The sequence below is a fragment of the Streptomyces lavendulae subsp. lavendulae genome (genome assembly GCF_002803845.1).
Taxonomy (GTDB): Bacteria; Actinomycetota; Actinomycetes; order Streptomycetales; family Streptomycetaceae; genus Streptomyces; species Streptomyces lavendulae.
In genome coordinates, this window is the sequence record NZ_CP024986.1 from 1 (window position 1) to 20,233 (window position 20,233).

Sequence of the window (20,233 nt, forward strand, 5' to 3'; positions counted from 1 at the left end):
CCCGCGGAGCGGGTCCCACAGCGCTGCGCGCTGTGCCAACGAACCGCTTCGCTTCGCTCAGCGGGAGGGCGCTTCGCGCCCTCAGGGCCGGCCCTTCGGGCCCCGTCCTTCTCTTCGCTCCGGACGGGTTCGGGATTCCGCTTCGCTTCATCCCGAACAGCCTGCTTCGCAGGCCAGAGTGACCCCGTTTCACGGGGTCTAAGCCTTCGGCCCATTGGGTGGATCCGCTCCGCTCCTCCACCCCGGGTCCCTCCGGCTTCGCCTCCAGGACCATCACGGCACGTCAGGAGCACAGCCCCCAACCCGGTGGAACGATGCGGTCACAGCACTAAAGGTTGTTGCAGAAGGTCTGTCTCGGGCAGGTCGGAGTTGTGCTTGACCTGCTGTTTCACCCTGTCAGGGCGAGGTTGTGCATGGTGGCGATGGCCTGGACGGCGTGGTGGAGGCCGTCGCCCCTCTGACGGCAGTCGCGGAGGATCTTCCAGTTCTTCATACGGGCGAAGGTGTGCTCGACGCGGGCGCGAACGCGCCGGTGCTCGGCGTTGTCCTCCTCCTGCCCACGCAGGAGCGGGCGGCCTGCCCTTCTGCGGTGCGGAACGATCAACCCTGTCCCGAGGCAGGCGCCGTCAGCGATCACCGTGGTACCCACGGCTTTCGCCGGCAGGTCTGACTCCCGCCAGACATGGGCGTCGGCCTTGTTGCCCGGTGCCGGCCGAGCGCTCGCGACGACCAGACGGGTATCGGCGTCAACGATGACCTGCACATTCGCCGAAAACCGGTAGCTACGGGAAGACGCCGCGACGCTACGGTCGCGGACCGGGATCAGCATGCCGTCCACGATCCACAACCGTTCGACGTCCGCGACGGGCCGCGGCGTTGACTCCAACGCGAGGAGCGGACGCAGGCGCTGGATGACCCTGCAGACGGTGGCCGGGGAGATACCGAAGAGCGGGGCAAGCTGCCGCATCGTGAGGCTCGTGCGGTAGTACACAGCCACCAACAGAACCCGGTCAGGCAGCGGCAGGCACCACGGCCGACCACCCCCGGGCCCGTTCCCGCCCCGCTCCCGCACCACCTTCACCAGCCTCGCGAACCGGTCGATCCGCAAGCCCGTGAACGTCTCCACCCACACCGGCTCAGCCCGCAACACCCCACCCATACAGGGAAAATGCCCAAGACTGAGCCTTCTGCAACAACCTTTAGCAGCGCCTGTCTGCTCTCGCAGAGCCGGCGATTACCCTGCGCCACAGCCTGCACTGCTTGAAGCATCTCTGAGTCAGACCGCGGGGCGCGGCTGGGCTGAGGCGGCAGCTGTCCCTTCCGAAAGTCGGGCACCTCAGCCAGTCGCTTCAGCAAGCCCGTGATCTCCTCGGACACACGCTGAGGATCACTCACTCAAAGAGACCAGGGACGATCGATTCAGCTTGCTGTGTTCGAGTGACACGAGGGGTGGGCGAGGATCCGAGGGTTATCAGCGTCCTGGCAGCACAAATCTTTCGGGAGGTCATCATGCGACGTATTCGTACCACCGCTCTCGTGGTCGCGGCGGCCCTGGCCGCCGGTGCCGGAATCGCCTACGCACAGCAGGACGCATCCAACTCTGCGACTTCACGACAGATCACCACTCATGTGGTGTGGGGACACATCGACCTGAATCCCGGAGCGGTCGGCACGGCCCGAACGGATGACTGTCCGGCCGGTCAGCTCGTCACGGGGGGAGGCGGATTTCTCGCGTTCCGCGACCTCGGCGCCTTCGCGATGAGCGCAAGCTCGATTGCCTGGAACAACGGACCGAAGGGCTGGTACGTCACCGGCAGGAACAACGGCAGTGAGCGCGCCACCCTCTACACCTACGGCCTGTGCACCGCGGCCGCTACCGACCTCCCGGCTGCGGCAGACATGGAGGGGCTGGTGCCGGGAATCGGACTGAACCCCGTGCCTGACAAGCCTGATACCCCCGCGACGAGCTGAGTCTGGCACCCTGCTGCCCGCCTCCTTCAGGCAAACGATTCCGGCGTGGACGTGCGCTTGACGCCGACGTCCGGCTCGTCGGAAGACCAGGATGCCGACAGAGTCGGTCAACGGCAGGCGGGATCGGTGATGATGCTTCGGCAGGTACGGTCTTCCCATGATCAGGGGGCGTCGAGAATTTCATGATCTTGGAAGTCCGTGCCTGCTACCTTCCAGGGCCTACCAAGCTGACAGATCGCCACGGACCAGGCCTCACACGAGAACGCTGAGGACCCTGCCTGTCGGGTATCCACCATCGGGACTTCATCGGGGTTCTGCGTCGCAGCTGGAGGCACGGACTCGCTGCACAGGGCCCGGCATCCGTGTCAGCACCTCAGCACCGCCTCGCGCTCGCACATCACCTCCACAGCGTCAGGTAGTCGAGGAAGCGGCCCGGGGTGGGCCTCCCGGATGAGCTTCACCGCATGAAGCCGTCGACCACCTCTGATCAGCTCGTCCACTTCTTCCCGAACCACCGGCAGCAACGCATCCCAGATCGAGTTCCCCATGCGGCGATCCAAGCAACTCACCCTCTCCCACCACCATCGAATTGAACGGTACGACCGCGCGAAGACCTACTCAGTGAGCCGGTGGTAATAACGGGCGACACCCCCACCGCGAGGCCTCACATCAGCACCCCAAAAAGCCCGTCCCTGCTCTGTATGCGGACCGCCGCCAGCGCATATGGGCAATCCACTCAAGCCGTGACCATGCCGAAGCCCTGCCCCTTACCGCAGAACACCAGCCTCTCCAGCACGCCCCCTCCGTCTGGCGGAGAAGCCAGACGGAGGAATCCCACTGCTTCACTCTATCCAGCAGATGAACTCTGGGATCCAGGCCATGCTCCCACAGCCTCCGGCTCGCACCGAACTTGTCGCGGATCGCTGAACCTGCGCAGTACTCAATCAACCTGCGCAACCAGGCCCCACGCTGAAAAATCCGCAGGTCAGACGGCTGCCATACCCGGGAACTGCGCAGATCCAGTGAGCCAACGTGACGCCACCCGCACGGTCAAAGTGCACAACCCCAGGTCAGAAGCATGACAACTGCTCAGTTTCACTGACCGGCGACACAGAGGGCCCGGCTGTGAACTGGCACGCCCATGGCAGCCGGCACTCTTCGCGATTGGCGCCTGACGGCAGCAGCCTGGTCACGCCATGACAGCCATGATCACTGCTTTGCGCAGCGCGAACAGGGACACTCCCCCTGTCCTTGCTGACACCCATCCAGTGCCACCGCCGCACCCATTCACAGCCCCTCCAGAGTGACTATCGTTTCAGGTCTCGCTCGACGCTACGGGCCATCCGTTCTGCTCCGGCCCTTGTCCTGCGCCATTCCCCGGACCGTTCGGCGGGAATGCTCTTCACTCCGCAAGGCGATCACAAGCCGCTGTCGATACCGGTCACAGCTGGCGGGCCGAGCGGGGCATCAGACTCTGAGAGTCCGGCATCCTTCAAGGCTGCCGTGACGATCCGCATGGCGTCGAGCTCCGCCTCGTACTTATCCGGGGCCTCGACCTCGAGTCGGATGGAGAAGGTGGCGTCCTCATTCAGCGTGAGGAGTTGCAGTCCCTCGTTCTCACTGAACTCCGTGTGCCGCGGGGCCAGCTTCCGTTCGACGGCAAGGGGCACGGAATCGGCAACGTCCGACACGAACGTACCGGGGACCGTGATGACGAAGCTGGTCACGGCAACTCCTTACAGCAGGGGAAACTCCAGTGCCATCCGACTGCCCCCAATTCTTCCCAGTGAACTCGAACCATGCCATCTCAGACGCGAGGACCAGCCCGCCCCACATCGCCGACAACAACATGACCGACCACGAGCGGCCCACTTTGATTCAAAATGGCAGTCGGATACAGACATGAACTGGTGGCTCGTAACGAGGAGACCTCGCCACACAGCGGTCGAAAAGGAGGATCAGCGGATCAGCGTGGCACTCACCTTGCCGAACACCTCGTAGTCGAGGGTGACAAACGACTCGTAGAGCAGGCGGTCCCACATGGTCGAAGGCCCAGATCGGCCAGCGGCCCCGGGACGGGGCGGTATCGAGTCGCTGTACGTGACCTCGCTGAGCACCTGAGAGTCCCCGTGGACGACAGCGTTCCTGAGCAGCCGCCACTTCTCCAGACGCTCGCTCCTGACGACAGCGAACCGCCCCGGTCCAACGAGTCTGGACCATGTGTCCAGCCAGGGTCCTTGCTGCTTCTCGGGGACGCTACATGCCCGCAGGAACGCCTGCATCTGTGCGGGGGTGGTCGGGAGAGCCTGACGGTTGATGATTCTCGAAGCGCTACTGATAGCGAGCCACTCCTTGCCCGCGCGGCGTTGCATCTCACGGAGTGAGGGGGCGCCGTCCCTCTGGTAAAGACACACCAGCGCCTGACTCAGTTCTCCCTGCGTACCGATCAGCGAGGCACTGGGCGTACTTCTACCCACGAAACCGCGTTCGGCAGCACGGGCCCGACGCCAGTAGACCTTTCCGGCAGCAATCTCGGGGCCTGAGCCACCGCATGCCTTGAGGTACCTGACAACGGTGGCCTCGGTCGGGGTCTTGCTGCCTGAGGCCGCACGCTTCAGCGTGGCGGACGACAGCCCACTCCGAACAGAGAGCTGTTGGTAGGTCAGCTCAGCGGAAAGACGGGACTCCCGAAGCTGCGCGGCCAGGTGGCCGCGCTCAGGAACGGAGTAGTCCACCGGATTCTCGGAGCGGCCCATGGCAACCCCTTCACTGACTCACGCGGAGCACCAGCTCCGCAAGCCCGGTGATCAGCTTTCTTCCTCCACTGGCCGAGACGAGCACTCCGGTACCAATAGCTCCGCAGTACCCGAGGAGGGGGTAGATGTCTGCGGTCGGCATGCCGGCGATGGCCAGCACGGTGCCGAGAGCAGGGAAGGAGATCACACCGGCTACAAGAGGAAGGGTGAGGCGAGTCGGCTCAGCGGCGGGCACTTGGGGCGTAGCCCGTTCGAGCGTGCCGGAACCGGGCTTAATGGGCTTCCTGGGCAAGATCCATTCCCCTGACTGTGACTGAGCTGGCAAGGCACTGGCAGGCGCCTCGCCAGCTGCGGCTACTGGCTGCAAAGGGCATGCACGCAGGGGTATTTGGCGTTCCCCCCACGAGTTTCGTACAGCCCCAATCATCTCAGCCCGGTAGGCACGAACAGGCGGACGGACCGGTTGACGGGCTGCTTTGGCTCACACCCGTTCCAGTACATAGGCTTATGCGCTGTCGTAAATGGGCCAAGGCTCAAGCGGTTGTCGCTCGTAACTGACCTGCGGGTTTTGCCGTCGGCGTCCGTCGGCAAGTCCACCCTGGCGAACTAAAAGCGACCTGTTTCAGCCAGTGCCACGGCTACAAGCCATACGTTGGCTCGGATCTGTCCAACTCAAAGTTGCTCTACCGGGATCCTCTGAATGACGCTGGAGCACATCAGGCCGGTAGACACCGCCTGGACTGTCCCCCTGACGGCTACTGGCTGCAAACCATGCTGATCGGGACTTCGGCTGCTCCGCGTTGGCGCGCGGACCCGCCCTGAGGCTGTCACCTCTCCCGAGGTGACAGCCTCAGCGTTTTCCCAGGCGGATCCATGCACACACGCAGACATACATGATGCGAACGCTCAAGTACGCCTGCTCAATCGCTACGTGTTCGGCTTCCCTTCAGCGGCCGCCGGCTGCAGCAACTGGGCCGGACCTTCCAGCTCGCCGACCGGTCCCGCCGCGGCACGCAGGAGGATCATCTGCCGGTCGTATTCCTCTCTGTCTCCCGGCCTCGACCGCAAAAATGCTCGTGTCCGAACTCGCCCGGTACCTCGACCTGCCCATCACCGCGAGCATGAACCAGGCCCGCATCACCGACATCGCCTGCGCCACCCTGAACGACCTGGGCACCCGACTCGTCCTCATCGACGACGTCCACCTCCTCAACACCCGCACCCGCACCGGCGCCGAGACCTCCGACCAGATGAAACACCTCAGCGAACGCATCCCCGCCACCTTCGTGTACGCAGGGGTCGACCTCGACTCCTCACCGCTGCTGACGGGAGTGCGCGGCGCGCAGATCGCTGGCCGCTTCAAAGCCCTCCGCAACCCGCCCCTGGGACACGGCAGTCCTGCCCAACGTGTTTCGTGGTTCGAGACCAACGCTTCCTTCATCGAACGCCTCGCCAGCGCACACCACCTCACACCAGCGAGCTCCTGTGCGGGCTGCGCATCCACCCGCCCAAGGTCCATCCCGTCCGGGGACGCGAGTGGGGGCCGCACGCGCGCAGCGAGCTCTACCTCAACTTCCGCGCGCGGGCCCGCATCAGTCAGTACATCGGCATCTCCAAAGATCGTCTCGCCCGCGCCCTTCCCTGCTGGACGGAACACCGGGACCGGGGCGCAGCCGGACGATCCGGAGCCGGCGGCGTCATACGGCCCTTCAGCCTGCCGGCCGTCATCGGCTGCCCGCACTGCACCACCACCCGCACCGGACACACCCAGCCCGTCCCCCGCTACATCCCCCACCACCGGCTTGTATGCGCCCGGCACCACACCTGGGCGCTGGGCCCCCACACCCTGAACGGCATACCCGTCCCCCACACCCACGCTCTCCTGCACCAAACACCCGAGATCATCCGCGCACACCACACCCACCAACGCCTGGCCCGCGAAGCGATCACCTACCCCGAAACCATCGCCCTGGCCGGACTCCTCATCCGCAAGCCCTCGACCCGCTACCACCAGACCCGGCCCGGCCAGCCCCACCCCCTCCACACCACCATCGCCCGCCTCCTGAACCGGCGATGGCTACAAAACCCCGCCCACTACCCCGAAGACCTCTCCCGGTACATCCACAGCGCCCCACGCCACCCCACCAACGACACCGCCTACCGCCACCACACCAAACCCACCAGCCGCGAAGGACACAGCGTCGAACTCACCCAACTCGGATACCGGCCACCCCGACCACATACCAACAACCAATGAACCTGCGCAGTACCCAACCAACCTGCACAACCAAGAACCCAGAACAAGAAACCCACAGGTCAGAGCGATCACGCATCCCGACACTGCGCAGATTCAGTGAGCCACCCAGCCACAAAACCACTCAACCAACCTGCACAACACCAGGTCAGGAACATGACGACTACTCAGATCTACTGATCAGCGACATCCGTGCAGGCGTCCGAGCCGACATGCGCCCCTCACACCGGACCACCGACAGCCAGTTCCACACCGTCCGCTTGAAAATGTCCAAAGTCAAAGCAGTCAAGCGCACATGTACCGGCACGCGGCCCACCGAAAGCAGCAGCGGCCCGTGCCCAGATCAGGGGCGAACTGCTCGGACGTGGTCGGCTGAGAGATGGAGCTCGTACGGCAGGCAGCAGTCGGAGCAGAGAGTCGCGACGAGGGTTCCACAGGCGCACAGCTGGTTCATTCCGCCATCCGGGGTCGCTCCGCAGCAGGCGGGGGATGCATGCTGCAGCTTTAGACCGCGGGCGTCGTCCGGGTTGATGACGATGTTGCCTCGCGGGCCCTGCGACACCAAGGGCTTCCCGTCCACGTTCCAGTGGCCTCCGTGGCGCGGCATCACCGGCCCGGGCGCCTGGGCGACGACCAAAGGCCCACCGTACGGCTCTGTCTCGATCGCGTAGCAGCCTGACGGCACGGTCGCCGGCGAAGGGCCTTGCTCATCGGCGTCCCACCAGGCGTAGTAGGGAGGCTCGGGAACTTCGGGCAGTCGTGTGAGCGGCCCCGTCAGGGCGACGCCGCATGCTGCACACACGAACACCACCGCTTCAGCCTCTGTGGCCCCGTCGGTGATGTCGGCAGGCAGAGGGGCCTGCCGGTGGTCTCGCTGATCGTGCATTCGCTGACCGTACGCGGCGCGCTGCCGGGCGCGGCGTCCACCCCCGGCTGAACAGCAGACGACAGCGTTCCGAGTCAGGCAATCAGGTGCTGCTGAAACTCGGCAGCATCGTTCCGCTTAGCAGCGGGCTGCTCTCGTACCCAGGCAACAAACGCTCTCGCTTCTGGGTTCTGGGTCACCAGGGCGACCAGCGCCTCCAGGGAATCTGGCAGAGTAATCTCAGGTCATGCCTGAGACATCAGTGGCGCACTTCTATGACGAACTGGCCGACGACTACCACCTGATCTACTCAGACTGGGACGCGAGCATCCGTCGGCAGGGGGACGCCCTGGACGCACTGATCGGCCAGGATCGCGCGGCGGTGCTCGACTGTTCCTGCGGCATCGGCACACAGGCCATCGGTCTGGCGCTGCGCGGGCACCGGGTCACCGGGACCGACATCAGCCCTCGCGCCGCCGCCCGCGCTGCCCGGGAGGCTGCCCGCCGGAGCCTGAGCCTGCGCACGGCCGCCGCCGACATGCGGCGCCTCCCGTTTGCCGACGGGCAGTTCGACACGGTCGTCTGCGCCGACAACTCGCTGCCCCACCTGCTGGCGGAGCAGGATGTGAACGCCGCCCTGGCCGAGATGCGCCGAGTGCTGCGCCCTGGCGGCCGGCTGCTGATCAGCACACGGCCCTACGACGACCTGCTGCGTGATCGCCCGGCTTCGACGTCTCCGCAAGTCCACGGGGTCGCCGAAGCCGACGGGGGAGAGCGAACCGTCACCTTCCAGCTCTGGCACTGGCACGAGGACGGCGAGCACTACGACCTGCAGCACTTCCAACTCCTCCCGGAAGGAGGGGAATGGCGCGTCCAGGCCCGCCGGACCACCTACTGGGCACTCGGCCAGGACCGGCTGGCCGGCCTCGCAGCCCAGGCCGGGTTTGTCGACCCTCAGTGGCGGATGCCGCAGGAGACGGGCTTCTTCCAGCCGCTGCTTGTGGCCCGCGCCGGCGAGTAGGTGGTCCCATCGCTCGGCGGCCGCCGCAACCGCCGCTGAAGAGTGGCCCGTAGTCCAGAAGCGGCCTTCGCCCGGGCTCTTCCTGTGGCGTGCAGTCGGGTTGGGTTGGGTTGGGTGGACGGCCCATGTCGGTGCTGGGAGACCGCTTTCGTGGGTGCTCTCCCCGGCTGTGTTTCACACGGTGAGGCGTTGCTTCGCGTCGGAGTCGGTGGCGATGCCGTGTTGCTCGTCGTCGGGGCGGCCCTTCTTGGGCAGCAGGAAGGTGATCGCGAGAAAGGCCACCAGCAGGCATGCCTGGACGATCAGCGCACGGTGGAATCCGCGGGTGAAGTCACCGGTCTCGGCCTGGGCGAAGAACACCGAGCCGAAGCGGGACCCCGCTGTCACCGGACCGGCTGAGCGAGCGGATCTCCCTGTCCACGGGCGCCACCACCGCGCTCCTGAACCGTCTCGAAGCGGCCGGGCACATCACCCGCACCCGCGAGCACTCCGACCGGCGCATCGTCACCCTGCGCGGCGGCCCGCACATCCAGGAGCGGGCGGACGAGTTCTTCGGCCCGCTCGCCGGCCGCCTCGATGCCACGATGTCCCCCTACCCGCCACGGCTTCTGGAACGGTTCGAGCAGTTCATGACCGATCTGAACGCCACCATGGACGCCCACCTCGCCTAGCGGAGCCCGGAGGCACCGTGCCCTCCCGGCGGCCCCGGCGCGGCCTCGGATTCCTAGGCCCCGCGCGGCCGGTCCTTTCCTCTGTCGTGTCGAAGACCCTGATCGGGTGCGGGCACAGGAAAGCCGGCCGGCCTGACGGAACACCACCGCCACGCACGCGCCCATGACAGGGAAGCGCTCGTCGCGTCGCAGTCACACCATCGGGTGGAATCCGGGACGTCCCGGCGATCGATGCCCCGTTCGGCCTACCGGCCCGACTAGTGTCCGTTGGCCGACCGACCCCGCCGAGACCGCCCGCGAGGCCCCATGTCCAGTGCAACGACCCCTGTCGATCCGACGAAGCCCAGTATCGCCAGGGTGTACGACGCCTTCCTGGGCGGCACCGACAACTACGAGGTGGACCGCGAGGTGGTCCGGGGTGTGAAGAAGGCCGCTCCGGAGGCCGCCGACCTGGCGGTCGAGAACCGCGCCTTCCTGATCCGCGTCTGCCGCTTCCTCTCGTCCCAGACCGGCATCACCCAGTACCTGGACTGCGGGTCGGGCCTGCCGACCGCGGAGAACACCCACCAGGTGGTGCAGCGCGCCGACCCGGGCGCCCGGGTCGTCTACGTGGACAACGACCCCCTGGTGCTGGCCCACGGCCGCGCGCTCCTGGACGGCAACGAGAGCACCGTCATCACCGCCGGGGACATCTTCGAACCGGAGAGGCTGCTCGGGAACGAACTCGTACGGTCCCACCTGGACTGGGACGAGCCGATCGCGCTGCTCCACATGGGCACGCTGCACCACTACAACGGCGAGGACACGCGCCCGCGCAAGGACATCGTGCGCGCCTACCTCGATGCCCTGCCGTCCGGCTCCTACGTGGCGATCAGTCACTTCCTGGATCCGGAGGACGAGTACAGCGCGACCGCGCGGAAGATGGAGGACATGTTCCTGCACAGCATGATGGGCAGCGGCACCTTCTCCACCAGGGCCGAGCTGGAGGAGCTGTTCAACGGCCTGGACATGGTCCGTCCGGGCCTGGTGCGGTGCGCCGACTGGTGGCCGGACGGCCCGCGGCTCAAGCCTCTCAACGCAGCCCAGCGGTGCATCGCCGGCGGCGTCGCCCACAAGCCGTAGGCGTCGGATCAGGTACTCGTGACGGTGTTTTCCAGGAAGGCGAGCGCGTCGGCGGGTTCGTCGGCGATGAACACCAACTCGGCCAGAGGGATTGGGAGGAAGCCCTCTTCCTGCATACGGTGCAGTTGCTCACGGAGGCCGTCGTAGAAGCCGGCCGTGTTGAGCAGGACGACCGGCTTGCCGGTCCTGCCGTGCTTCTTCAGCTCCAGGATCTCGGTGGCTTCGTCGAGCGTTCCCATGCCGCCCACCATGATCACGAAGGCGTCGGCCTGTTCCATGAGCGTCGCCTTGCGCTCGGCGAGGCTGCGGGTGACATCTCGTCGGGGGCCGACACCGGTCGTGCCTTGGCCGCCAGGAAATCAACCGAGACTCCCGAGAGCCTTCCGCCCGCGCCGCTGACACCGTCGGCGACGACCTTCATCAGACCGGTGTCGGAACCACCCCAGACCAAGGTGTGGCCGGCCTCGCCGAGGAGCTCGGCGAACCGGCGGGCCGGCCCCGTATATCGCACGTCGAGGTCGGAGGCAGAGAGAAAGACACAAACGTTCACGGGACCACGGTAGTAGTGCCCCCTCACGCCCGGACACCCCGCGTGCGCCATGGCCCGCAGACGGCTCCGCCGCGGGCTGACCGTACGGCTCCTCGTCGGCAAGAAGGCCGCGCGCGACAGCCGCGCGTATGCCCGCCTCCAGGGGCTCTGCCGGGACGGGGCGCAGGTGCGCCTCGCCGACCGGACCCCCGGCAACCTGCTGATCTGCGACCGCCGCCAGGCCACCGTCTTCCACAGCGATGCCGGGACGAACGGCTCGGCGTCACCGACCGCCCCGAAACCGCTCTCGTCGCGCAGCGCCACCGACGGGGACCTGCCGCTGAGCAGAGTCCGCGGAAGGGGGCGCGATCAGCGGTCGTGGAGAAGGGCCGCCGCTTCGGTGAAGTCGGCGTGCGCGGGTCCGAAGGAGCGTGCCGCGACGAGGAACATCGACCGGTCGGTGAGGGCGCGGGCGAGGCGTCCGGGGGCGTCGGGCAGGCGGCGTGCGAGCGTCACGGCCTCGTCGAAGTACGGCGTGAACCGCTCCTCGAACAGGTGGGGGTGGTCGCCTTCGCGGACGGCCGCGCGGGTGGCGATCCTGCGCTGGACGTCGACCAGCTCGGGCAGCCGGCCGGCCCCGCGCAGCCTCGCCGCCTCCGCTTCGAGGCCCGGCAGCATGCCGAGGAAGCCGTCCCGCACGTCGTCCGACCATCCGTGCTGCGTGCCGAACGGCGGCATCGGGGACTCCGGGCTCGCGGCGGGTTCGGCTGCCCGCCCCGACAGGACGAAGAGCGTGCTCCACCACGCGAGGATGCAGCTCCAGGTCTTCGGCTCGCCCTTGGCCGCGAGCTCCTCCAGGACGCTCAGGGCCTCTCGCCGGGCGGCCGCGGCACCCGCCCCGTCCCCGGCGGTCTCCCGCATCCGGGAGAAGTGGACCAGCTCCCAGGTGAGTATCGCCAGCGCGGTGCGCTGTTCGGCTGCCTCGCGCCGGGTCTCCCCGAGGAGCTCCCGGAAGACGGTCGCTGCGGCGTCGTGCAGTCCGGCGCCCTCCAGGTTCGCCGCCCACCGCAACCTGTTCCAGGAGGAGTGCTCAGGGATCCCGTTCCGGGCGGCCTCTTCGTCGAGTTCCGCGGCCTCCTCGAAGCGTCCCTCCTCGGCCAGAGCTCTCGTCAGCGGCTCGCTTCGGCCGGCCTCGGCCAGCTCCTCACAGACCGCGCGTCCTTCCGCCCTGCGCCCGAGGGCGAACAGGGAGGCCTGGTGGTCGTCCAGGGCCCGGCGCAGCAGCTGCGCCCGGTTCGGCGCCCCGGCCTCCATCCCGCGAGCGGCCCGGGATGCCTCGGCGGTCAGCGCGACGGCCGCCTTCGGATCCCGGAGCTCGTAGTGCAGCGCGAGCAGGGCGTCGACCAGTTTCGGCACGTACGCCTTCGGACTCACCTCGGCCAGGACCCGGTACGCGCCGACCAGCTCGGCCCGGCTCGGCCGGCCGGACCCCAGCAGCAGCACACGGGCCCGAAGCACCGCGTCGTGATCGATCGTCACCATTCCCCCTGTCTCCGGATGACGCACGAAGGAGATTCTGAGAGGCGGGGAACGGATCGGACAAGCCTCGCGAACTGTGCGTTCCGTCCTACGGAAGACGGCGCTGACCTGTCATGATGGACATGCTTTCGTCCTGAATCCACGAGCGGGGCCTCGGGCGGCAGCGGGTGGCGGCGCGAGCCCGGGCCGGCCTGCGATGATGGCCGCGTGCCAGAGCCGGGGACCACCGCCGTCGTGATCGTCCTGCCCGATGCCGCCCCGCTCCTCGATGCGGCGTGGCGCATCGACCCGGCCCTGGTGCGTCGTGGGGTGCCGGCGCACGTCTCGCTCCTCTACCCGTTCGTTCCGGAACCGGCGCTGACAGGTCGGGACGAGGAGGCCGTGCGTTCCCTGGCGGCCCGTTTTCCGGCAGCCGATCTGTTCCTGGAGGAGGTCGTGACGGCGTCCGGCTTCGTCGCCGTCGGCGTTCCGGGACTCCAGCCGATCGTCGATGCGTTCCGCGCCCGGTGGCCCGGGTTGCGCCCGTACGGGGGCCGCTTCGGGGCGCGGCCCGCCGCCCATGTCACGGTCGCCATGGGTGCGGACGACCCGGCGGCCGCCGCCCGGGTGGGCGCCGCGATCGGCAGCCTGCTGCCGCTGCGCACGCGTGCGGCGGCGGTCCGGCTGGTGGTGCAGACCGAGGGGGGCTGGCAGCCGCGGTTCACCGCACCGCTCGGCGCCGGCTTCCCCGGTCCGGCCGATGACGCGTCAGAGCGCGGCGAGGACGCACACTGACACGAAGGCCACCTGGAGGAGTGTCCGCGGGATCAGCGGCATGACCGGCTTCCCGTCGAGCGTGAGCGCCGACCGGGCGGCGTAGACGTTGGCGGGGAACATCGCCAGCAGCAGGACCGTGAGCGCGATCGCGGCCGGGGGACGGGTCACGGGAATCAACAGGCCTATCGCTCCGGCCAGTTCGAGCACGCCGGTGGCCGTCACCAGCAGATCCGCCCGGGGCAGCGCAGGCGGGACCATGGCGATCATCTCGGCTCGGCGGCCCGTGAAGTGGGCGACGCCGGTGAGCGTGAACATCAACGCCAACGCGACGCACAGCGCGGGCTGCCAGCCGTCCAGGACGGAGAGGCCGAGCAGTCCGACGAGGCGGGCCAGGATCCAACCGACGACGAGCACGATCACGGGAGCCATCGCGTGTCCATCCTTCCGATTCCACAATCTTGACACTGGAAAGATTCACCGACGGCGCTCATCTTGTCAATGCCTAGATCTGGGTTAGGCTCGGTCCCATGACAACCCCTGCCCCCGCGTCCCGCTCCGCCGCAGACCGCCACGGCTACCACCACGGCGACCTGCGCCGCGCGCTCCTGAACGCGGCCGTCGAGGCCATCGAGGAGTCGGGGGCCACCGCAGTGAGCCTGCGCGACCTCGCCCGGCGCGCCGGGGTCTCCCATGCCGCACCCGCCCACCACTTCGGCGACAAGGCGGGCCTGCTGACCGCGGTGGCCGTCGAAGGGTTCGAGCTGTTCGCCGACGCGCTCGACGCCACGTGGGAACGGACCGGCGACTTCGCCGAGGTCGGTGTCGCCTACGTACGGTTCGGGCTGGACCATCGCGGGCACTTCGAGGTGATGTTCCAGCCCGCCCTGTGCCGCACGGACGCCGCCGACCTGACCGCCGCCCGTGCCCGCGCGGCCGATTCGCTGCGCAGGGGCGCGGCCCTCCTGGCCGCCCGCACCGACGGCGGGGACCGGCAGATCGCCACCCTGGCGGCCTGGTCACTGGTGCACGGGTTCACGGCACTACAGGTCAGCGGCACGCTCCCGCTACCGGCGGACGCCGACCCGGAGAGCGTGGCGCGGCAGGTCACCAGGTTCCTCGGCCGGTAGGGCGAGTTCGGACCACAGGGCCCGGGCGCGCCGTCGAACGCGGCATCAACCGCTTGAAGCGGCCCCCGTGCCGGTGACGTGTTGGCGGTCCACGACGAATCGCAGCTCCGGGCGTTCCCAGGTGACCTTCGGCGGCGTGGCGGCGACCACACCGACCCGCTCGGCGCCCATGCGCAGGTAGAAACGTTCCGCCGGGGGGTTCGACACGACACGTACATCGGTCAGCCCCGCACGGCGCGCCTGGCCGAGCATGTGCTCCATGAGCAGTCTCCCCACCCCCGTCCCCTGCGCCTCGTCGGACACGAACGCCAGGTCCAGCTCGGCGGGCTCAAGCACCAGGGAGTAGAAACCCAGGAGGCGACCAGCGGTACCAACCGCTGCGAAGACCCGATGCCGCTCGATGTACGCGGCGGTCACCCGGTAACCGGCGATGACGGTGGCGTACCGGCCGCGATAGGCACGGGACTCCTGCACGAGTGCCGTGAGCCTCTCCGCGTCCTCCTCGGTGGCACGCCTGATCGTCGTACGCTCCACTGCCTTGCTCCTTCCCGAACACGCCCGAGCGGCCCGGCGGTTCAGCCGGAGTCGGGGTATCCGTCCTCTCGGTCCGGTCGGTCCGGTCGGTCCGGTCCGGTCCGTCGGTCCGGTCCGTCGGTCCGGACCGGGACGCCGGGACTACGGTACGAGGACGATCTTGCCCTGGACCCGGCCGGTTTCGCTGAGCTCGTGGGCCTTCGCGGCCTCGGTGAGCGGGAGGGTCTCGGAGATCGTGGGACGTACGCCGTGGGTGTCGACGAGTTCGGCGAAGGCGGCCAGCACGGCGGGGGTGGGTTCCAGGAAGAACTCCACGAACCGTAGGCCGAGTTCGGCGGCCCGGGCCGTCACCTCGGTGCGGTCCACGCCGACGCCGACGACGTCGACCATGATGCCGCCCGGCTTGAGGGTGGGCAGGGAACGCGGACCGTAGTCGTTGCTGACGGTGTCCAGCACCGCGTCGATGTCGCGCAGGGCCGAGAAGTCCTCCACCGTGTAGTCGATCAGCTCGTCGGCCCCGAGTCCGCGCAGGTAGTCGTGCTTGGCGGCGCGGGCCGTGCCGATGACGTAGGCACCCCGGGCGTTGGCGATCTGCACGGCGAGATGGCCGACGCCGCCGGCCGCGCCGTGGATCAGCACCCGCTGGCCGGGCCGTACGTCGGAGAGGGTGACCAGGGCCTGGTAGGCGGTGAAGCCGGAGATCGGCAGGGCGGCGGAGCCGACGTGGTCGAGGGTGCGCGGCTTGGGCGCGATCCGGTCCTCGGTCACCACGACGTGGTCGGCGTGGCTGCCCTGCGGCGGTACGGTCCAGCCGTAGACCTCCTCGCCGACCGCGAAGCGGGCCACGCCCTCGCCGATGGCCTCCACGGTGCCGCTGAACTCGTGGCCGAGCACGAACGGCGGCGGGCCGAAGAAGTCCACCTTGCCGATGCGGACCTTCCAGTCCGCGGGGTTCATACCGGTGGCCCGTACGCGCACCAGGACCTCGCCGGGGCCCGGCGAGGGAAGGGGTACCTCGGCGAGTTCCAGCACGTCGGAGCCGCCGATGGCGTGCTGTGTGATCACCCGTGTCGTCGTCATGCAGGACATTCTGTGTTTGATGATCATGAGATGGAAGCGGTTTCCCGTCCACCGCGGCGAGGCGGCGGCCGCGGGGCACTTCGATGGTGCGTCGAGAGCGCCGTGTGATGATGTGCGTCCGCTGTGGGGAGGCGATGGTGCTGAGAAGGGGCGCGCGGTGGGCCGCGGGCGCGATGGCCGCGGTCTGCATGGTGCTGCTCCTCGGTCCCAGCGCGCCGAGCCGTGGCTTGCCCCTCGCCAGGCCGCTGCCGTCCGACGCTGCCGCCGGGGAGGTCGTGCCCGACCGGGTCGGCACGTGGAACATCTGCAATCCGTGCGGTGGGAGCGGGCTCAACTTCGGCCGGGCGACGGAGATCGCCACGGCCGCGCCGCAGGTCATCGGTCTGCAGGAGGCGTGCGTACGGGACGTCGAGGAGATCCGCACGTACCTGGAGGAGGTCTACGGGCTGGTCTACCGGGTCGCGTACGGGTCGGTCCTGCGGAACTGGAACCGCTGCGGGGGGCTGCCGTGGCGGCCGGGCGGCTTCGGTCAGGCGATCCTGTCGGCGGCTCCGATGACGGACCGGGTGAGCGACGAATACCCCGACGGCGGCTCCGAGGACCGCGGCTATCTGGCCGTCACCACGCTGGTGGGCGGCCGACCCGTCCGCGTCTTCGACACCCACCTCGCGGAGCGCCGGCAGGGAGAGGTGCGGGCGGCCCAAGTGAAGGTGCTCGCCGCGGAAGTCGCCCGCCACGACCGTGCGATCGTCCTCGGGGACTTCAACGCCGTGCCGGACGCGCCGGAACTCGGCCCGATGTGGGCCCTGGCCCGCGACACGGACCCCGGCTGCCGCCCCTCGACCGTCGGCGGCGCAGCCGGCACCTGTACGACGACCACCGATTGGAACAGCAAGTTCGACTACGTGTTCCTGCGCGGCATCACCCCGCGCACGCACCGCGTCCGCCCCGGCCCGTACTCGGACCACCACTTGCTGCACACCGACCTGAACCGGGACTAGGCCCTGTCGGGCGTACCCCCGTGGCTCTCCTGTCCGGCCCCGGGTGGTGGGCGGTCAGCGGGCGCTGCCGAGGTTGCGGTCGGCGTCGGATCCTTCGAGCATCAGGGTGGTCTCCTCGATGCGCCGGAAGCGGCCGTCGGGGGCGAGGTCGGCGAACACGTAGACCTCCATGCTCACGGTCGTGCCGTCCTTCTTGGTGATGTGGCAGGTGTGCCGGTCGGCGTACCGGTCGCCGTCGTGGAGCTCTTCGTGGACCTCGATCTCTCCCGCGGCGACGAAGGTGCGCAGATGGGCGATGTGGTCGAGGAACCGGGAGCGGTCGGCCCACTCGCCGTCGGTGCGCTGGCGGTAGTCGGGGGTGAAGTGCCGGTCGGCTGCCTCGGTCAGGGTGATCTCCTCGTTGAGGAGCAGGTCGGTGAGAGCGGCCTTGATGCCGGTGCGGGTCATGTGGGGTCCTTCGTGTGGATGCGGGGGTTCTTGGCGGTGTCTTGCGGGCCTGGGGTCAGGCGCGGGTGTCGGTGAGGGTGCCGTCGAGGGTGTCGCCGAGCCAGTCGTAGATGCGGGCGATGGCGTGGCGCATGGCGCCGGGGTGGCAGTGGGCTCCCGCGCCTTCCGCGGCGGTGAAGAGCATCAGGGTCTTGGGGCAGGTGAGGTGCTCGTAGAGCTGTTCGGGCTGGCCCTTGAAGAACTCGTCCTCCGCGGCGTCGCAGACGAGGGTGGGGCACTGGATCTTCTCGGCGATCCCGTCGGCGAGGGTGTAGTCGAGGTAGGAGGCGTTGAAGGCGCGGGGGGTGTCGACCCCCATGACGTACATGCCGTGGTTGAGGGCCCAGCGGGCGATCGGGTCCTTGGCCATGATCTGGTCGAGGGCGGCGTCGAGTTCGGGGGCGGACTCGGCCCGCAGGAGGCGTTCGGCTTCCCGTCGGGTGCCGGGGATGTTGCGGACGGAGGTCTCGCCGAGGTCGTAGAGGCCGTCGACGGCTATCAGCGCGGCCAGCCGGTGCTCGAACGCGGCTGCCCGGGGGGCGAGTACTCCGCCCATGCTGAGACCGAGGAGGGCGATGCGGCTGTTGTCGACCTCCGGGATCGTCTCGGCGAAGTCGATCACCGGGGTGATGACGTTCTCCCAGTCGGGGCGGAAGACCAGGCCCTGGTGGTGGCGCGGCCCGGGCATTCCGGGGCCGTCGAAGGCGAGCACGGTGTAGCCCCGCTCGACGGCGGCCAGCGCGCCGAAGAAGTGCAACTCCTCGGCGGTGCCGTCGAATCCGTTGTGCATGATCAGCGTCGGCCGGGGGGTGCCCGAGTCGTCCACCCGGTAGAGGTAGCCGGGCAGCGTGGTGTCCTCGTAGGGGATCTCGACCGGCTCGATGCGCGGGGTGGTGTAGAGGGCGGCGGCGGCCTTGAAGCACTCCACGGAGCGGTCGTAGGCGTGGTCGTGGCGCGGATCGCAGTCCTTGCCGTGCAGGAAGAACTCCGCCGACCGGTAGTAGTTCGAGGCGCGGAGGAAGGCGTCGCGGGCGCTGATGCGGTGACCGGCCGCCAGGGCCTTCCCGGCCTCCGACGACACCCGTTCGGCGGTGGCGAACCACTCGGTGTACCAGCTGTCGTAGTCGCCCTCCGTGACCCGCCCGGCGGTGGAGACGACCTCGCCGAAGTCGGCGCCGCCGTAGGCGATGTGGCTCATCGAGCGCAGGGTCTCGTACCAGAACTGGGTGTTGTTTGGGAACAGCAGCGGCTTCATGGCGGTTTCCTCCGACCGGGACTGCAAGCACAGATCTGTGCTTGTGGGATGGACTGTAGACCCCCGGCCGCCCGGAAGCAAATATTTGTGCTTACGATGGGGGTGTGAATCGGAAAGAACCCGCCCCGCGCACCCGCAGGAGTCCCGAGCAGGTCCGCACGGCCGTCCATCAGGCGGTCATCGACCTCCTCTCGGCCCCGGAGGGCGAGGAGCTCAACATCCCCGCGATCGCACAGCGCGCCGGCGTCAACCACACCAGCGTCTACCGGCGCTGGGGCAGCCTCGACGCACTGCTGGCCGACACGGTCACCACCCGCCTCGAACGCGACTCGCCGCTGAACGACACCGGCAGCCTGCGCGGTGACCTCATCGCCTGGGCCGAAGCCAGCGTCGCGAGCATGCACACGCCCCAGGGACGCGCTCTCGTACGCGCCGTCATCCTGTCCATGCCGAGCAGCACGCAGACGCAGAGCGACCGTGCCGGGCAGTTCCGGCGCCGCATGCGGTCCATCGAGCAGATCCGGGAGCGGGCCGTCGCCCGGGGCGAGGACCCGCCACCGCTGGAGGAGATCCTCGACCAGCTGATCGCGCCGTTCTACATCCGGACGATCTTCGGCATCGACCTGCCGGCCACCGGCTACCCGGAGCTCCTCGTGGACAGGCTCCTCGGCTGATCTCCACCCTCTTCTCCACCCGCGGGTCCAGGTGCGGCGAGCGGTGTCGCAGCAGTCTGGAGGGCATGACAGCAACCGAGTGGATCACCGACATCGCCCTCGTCCTGATCGTCTTCCGGCAACTGCGGGAGGGCCGTCTCGACCACAAGACCTTCCTGCTGCCGCTGGGCATCGTGGCCTTCGTGGCGTACTCGTACCTGGACTCCGTCCCCACCGGCGGCAACGACCTCGTCCTGATCGCGGCCCTGACGGCGGTGGGCGCCGCACTGGGCATCGCCGGGGGGATCTACACCCGGATCCGCGCCCTCGACGGAAACCTCCTGATCAAGGCGGGTGCCGTCTCGGCGGTCCTGTGGATCGCGGGCATGGGGGCGCGGATGGGGTTCCAGACGTGGGTGGAGCACGGCGGCGGCGCCGACGACGTCGCCCGGTTCAGCCTCGCGCACCACATCACCGGCCAGCAGGCATGGGTGACCGCCTTCGTCCTGATGGCCCTCACCGAGGTCGTCACCCGGGTGGCCACGATCTTCGTACGCAGCCGGGCGGTGCGGGCGGGCACCGCGCTGCCCGTGCTCGGCCGTACGGCCTGACC

Annotated in this window: 19 protein-coding genes and 4 pseudogenes; 11 read left to right on the forward strand and 12 right to left on the reverse strand. The window is 68.5% G+C overall.

All coding sequences use genetic code 11. The features are described 5' to 3' along the window. Positions 1–388: 388 nt before the first annotated feature. Positions 389–1,159, reverse strand: coding sequence for an IS5/IS1182 family transposase (locus tag SLAV_RS39425; protein ID WP_031943809.1), 771 nt, complete (start codon positions 1,157–1,159; stop codon positions 389–391). Between the two features lie 350 nt (positions 1,160–1,509). Between SLAV_RS39425 and SLAV_RS39430 the strand changes: the two genes are divergently transcribed. Then, positions 1,510–1,971 carry a hypothetical protein gene (locus SLAV_RS39430; RefSeq protein WP_031943808.1) on the forward strand — a complete coding sequence of 154 codons (462 nt, stop codon included), beginning with the start codon at positions 1,510–1,512 and terminating at the stop codon, positions 1,969–1,971. Between the two features lie 1,418 nt (positions 1,972–3,389). On the opposite strand, the gene SLAV_RS39435 is transcribed toward SLAV_RS39430, so the two are convergent. From SLAV_RS39435 to SLAV_RS41410, 3 genes are all read right to left on the reverse strand, one after another. Further along, on the reverse strand, positions 3,390–3,698 hold the full coding sequence (locus SLAV_RS39435; protein ID WP_030240997.1) for a hypothetical protein: 309 nt from the start codon (positions 3,696–3,698) through the stop codon (positions 3,390–3,392). 231 nt (positions 3,699–3,929) lie between these two features. Next, positions 3,930–4,727 (reverse strand): helix-turn-helix domain-containing protein, encoded by a 798-nt coding sequence (locus SLAV_RS39440; protein ID WP_031943807.1) that lies wholly within the window; start codon positions 4,725–4,727, stop codon positions 3,930–3,932. Between the two features lie 10 nt (positions 4,728–4,737). Next, positions 4,738–4,914: a hypothetical protein gene (locus tag SLAV_RS41410; protein WP_159038078.1), complete on the reverse strand. Its 177-nt coding sequence runs from the start codon at positions 4,912–4,914 to the stop codon at positions 4,738–4,740. Positions 4,915–5,797: 883 nt separating this feature from the next. Between SLAV_RS41410 and SLAV_RS42995 the strand changes: the two are divergent. From SLAV_RS42995 to SLAV_RS39450, 3 genes and pseudogenes are all read left to right on the forward strand, one after another. Beyond that, positions 5,798–6,046, forward strand: a pseudogene (locus SLAV_RS42995) (TniB family NTP-binding protein); the annotation flags it as partial. Positions 6,047–6,141: 95 nt separating this feature from the next. Beyond that, a complete protein-coding gene (locus SLAV_RS43000; protein WP_031943805.1) occupies positions 6,142–6,984 on the forward strand; it encodes a hypothetical protein in 843 nt (280 codons plus the stop codon). Positions 6,985–8,093: 1,109 nt separating this feature from the next. Next, positions 8,094–8,867, forward strand: coding sequence for a class I SAM-dependent methyltransferase (locus SLAV_RS39450; protein ID WP_030240989.1), 774 nt, complete (start codon positions 8,094–8,096; stop codon positions 8,865–8,867). 174 nt (positions 8,868–9,041) lie between these two features. Here the strand turns inward: SLAV_RS39450 and SLAV_RS39455 are convergent. Continuing rightward, positions 9,042–9,236, reverse strand: a pseudogene (locus tag SLAV_RS39455) (MFS transporter); the annotation flags it as partial. Between the two features lie 2 nt (positions 9,237–9,238). Between SLAV_RS39455 and SLAV_RS39460 the strand changes: the two are divergent. Both SLAV_RS39460 and SLAV_RS39465 read left to right on the forward strand, forming a co-directional pair. Beyond that, a pseudogene (locus tag SLAV_RS39460) lies at positions 9,239–9,538 on the forward strand (MarR family winged helix-turn-helix transcriptional regulator); the annotation flags it as partial. 306 nt (positions 9,539–9,844) lie between these two features. Continuing rightward, the gene (locus SLAV_RS39465; RefSeq protein ID WP_030240982.1) at positions 9,845–10,660 is read left to right on the forward strand and encodes an SAM-dependent methyltransferase; all 816 of its coding nucleotides are present in this window, start codon (positions 9,845–9,847) and stop codon (positions 10,658–10,660) included. Between the two features lie 8 nt (positions 10,661–10,668). On the opposite strand, the pseudogene SLAV_RS39470 reads toward SLAV_RS39465, so the two are convergent. Next, positions 10,669–11,210: pseudogene (locus SLAV_RS39470) on the reverse strand (LOG family protein). Positions 11,211–11,558: 348 nt separating this feature from the next. Beyond that, entirely contained in the window at positions 11,559–12,731 is a 1,173-nt protein-coding gene (locus SLAV_RS39475; protein WP_030240979.1) for a hypothetical protein, read from the reverse strand. A 204-nt stretch (positions 12,732–12,935) separates the two neighbouring features. Between SLAV_RS39475 and SLAV_RS39480 the strand changes: the two genes are divergently transcribed. Then, on the forward strand, positions 12,936–13,502 hold the full coding sequence (locus SLAV_RS39480; protein ID WP_051841507.1) for a 2'-5' RNA ligase family protein: 567 nt from the start codon (positions 12,936–12,938) through the stop codon (positions 13,500–13,502). On the opposite strand, the gene SLAV_RS39485 is transcribed toward SLAV_RS39480, so the two are convergent. Further along, positions 13,476–13,913: a DoxX family protein gene (locus SLAV_RS39485; protein WP_030240973.1), complete on the reverse strand. Its 438-nt coding sequence runs from the start codon at positions 13,911–13,913 to the stop codon at positions 13,476–13,478. The genes SLAV_RS39480 and SLAV_RS39485 overlap by 27 nt on opposite strands. Before the next feature lie 98 nt (positions 13,914–14,011). On the opposite strand from SLAV_RS39485, the gene SLAV_RS39490 reads away from it, so the two are divergent. Further along, positions 14,012–14,611 (forward strand): TetR/AcrR family transcriptional regulator, encoded by a 600-nt coding sequence (locus SLAV_RS39490; RefSeq protein WP_031943800.1) that lies wholly within the window; start codon positions 14,012–14,014, stop codon positions 14,609–14,611. A gap of 45 nt (positions 14,612–14,656) precedes the next feature. Here SLAV_RS39490 and SLAV_RS39495 read toward each other — a convergent pair whose 3' ends face one another. Together SLAV_RS39495 and SLAV_RS39500 are read right to left on the reverse strand one after the other, a co-directional pair. Further along, the gene (locus SLAV_RS39495) at positions 14,657–15,145 is read right to left on the reverse strand and encodes a GNAT family N-acetyltransferase (RefSeq protein ID WP_030240969.1); all 489 of its coding nucleotides are present in this window, start codon (positions 15,143–15,145) and stop codon (positions 14,657–14,659) included. A 141-nt stretch (positions 15,146–15,286) separates the two neighbouring features. Further along, positions 15,287–16,225: an NADP-dependent oxidoreductase gene (locus SLAV_RS39500; protein WP_030240967.1), complete on the reverse strand. Its 939-nt coding sequence runs from the start codon at positions 16,223–16,225 to the stop codon at positions 15,287–15,289. A 134-nt stretch (positions 16,226–16,359) separates the two neighbouring features. Here SLAV_RS39500 and SLAV_RS39505 point away from each other — a divergent pair, with 134 nt between their 5' ends. Beyond that, positions 16,360–17,226 (forward strand): endonuclease/exonuclease/phosphatase family protein, encoded by an 867-nt coding sequence (locus SLAV_RS39505; protein ID WP_051841506.1) that lies wholly within the window; start codon positions 16,360–16,362, stop codon positions 17,224–17,226. Between the two features lie 54 nt (positions 17,227–17,280). Here the strand turns inward: SLAV_RS39505 and SLAV_RS39510 are convergent, their stop codons facing one another. Both SLAV_RS39510 and SLAV_RS39515 read right to left on the reverse strand, forming a co-directional pair. After that, on the reverse strand, positions 17,281–17,673 hold the full coding sequence (locus SLAV_RS39510; RefSeq protein WP_030240963.1) for a nuclear transport factor 2 family protein: 393 nt from the start codon (positions 17,671–17,673) through the stop codon (positions 17,281–17,283). Between the two features lie 55 nt (positions 17,674–17,728). Continuing rightward, positions 17,729–18,967 (reverse strand): alpha/beta hydrolase family protein, encoded by a 1,239-nt coding sequence (locus SLAV_RS39515; RefSeq protein WP_030240961.1) that lies wholly within the window; start codon positions 18,965–18,967, stop codon positions 17,729–17,731. Positions 18,968–19,071: 104 nt separating this feature from the next. On the opposite strand from SLAV_RS39515, the gene SLAV_RS39520 reads away from it, so the two are divergent. Both SLAV_RS39520 and SLAV_RS39525 read left to right on the forward strand, forming a co-directional pair. Continuing rightward, positions 19,072–19,641 (forward strand): TetR/AcrR family transcriptional regulator, encoded by a 570-nt coding sequence (locus tag SLAV_RS39520; protein WP_030240959.1) that lies wholly within the window; start codon positions 19,072–19,074, stop codon positions 19,639–19,641. A gap of 65 nt (positions 19,642–19,706) precedes the next feature. Next, the gene (locus tag SLAV_RS39525) at positions 19,707–20,231 is read left to right on the forward strand and encodes a hypothetical protein (protein WP_030240949.1); all 525 of its coding nucleotides are present in this window, start codon (positions 19,707–19,709) and stop codon (positions 20,229–20,231) included. Positions 20,232–20,233: the final 2 nt, after the last annotated feature.

Bases quoted from the DNA above. Each gene is read 5' to 3' on its own strand.
- SLAV_RS39425 (WP_031943809.1), bottom strand. From the start codon at position 1,159: ATGGGTGGGGTGTTGCGGGCTGAGCCGGTGTGGGTGGAGACGTTCACG.
- SLAV_RS39430 (WP_031943808.1), top strand. From the start codon at position 1,510: ATGCGACGTATTCGTACCACCGCTCTCGTGGTCGCGGCGGCCCTGGCC.
- SLAV_RS39440 (WP_031943807.1), bottom strand. From the start codon at position 4,727: ATGGGCCGCTCCGAGAATCCGGTGGACTACTCCGTTCCTGAGCGCGGC.
- SLAV_RS39450 (WP_030240989.1), top strand. From the start codon at position 8,094: ATGCCTGAGACATCAGTGGCGCACTTCTATGACGAACTGGCCGACGAC.
- SLAV_RS39465 (WP_030240982.1), top strand. From the start codon at position 9,845: ATGTCCAGTGCAACGACCCCTGTCGATCCGACGAAGCCCAGTATCGCC.
- SLAV_RS39475 (WP_030240979.1), bottom strand. From the start codon at position 12,731: ATGGTGACGATCGATCACGACGCGGTGCTTCGGGCCCGTGTGCTGCTG.
- SLAV_RS39485 (WP_030240973.1), bottom strand. From the start codon at position 13,913: ATGGCTCCCGTGATCGTGCTCGTCGTCGGTTGGATCCTGGCCCGCCTC.
- SLAV_RS39490 (WP_031943800.1), top strand. From the start codon at position 14,012: ATGACAACCCCTGCCCCCGCGTCCCGCTCCGCCGCAGACCGCCACGGC.
- SLAV_RS39500 (WP_030240967.1), bottom strand. From the start codon at position 16,225: ATGACGACGACACGGGTGATCACACAGCACGCCATCGGCGGCTCCGAC.
- SLAV_RS39505 (WP_051841506.1), top strand. From the start codon at position 16,360: ATGGTGCTGAGAAGGGGCGCGCGGTGGGCCGCGGGCGCGATGGCCGCG.
- SLAV_RS39510 (WP_030240963.1), bottom strand. From the start codon at position 17,673: ATGACCCGCACCGGCATCAAGGCCGCTCTCACCGACCTGCTCCTCAAC.
- SLAV_RS39515 (WP_030240961.1), bottom strand. From the start codon at position 18,967: ATGAAGCCGCTGCTGTTCCCAAACAACACCCAGTTCTGGTACGAGACC.
- SLAV_RS39525 (WP_030240949.1), top strand. From the start codon at position 19,707: ATGACAGCAACCGAGTGGATCACCGACATCGCCCTCGTCCTGATCGTC.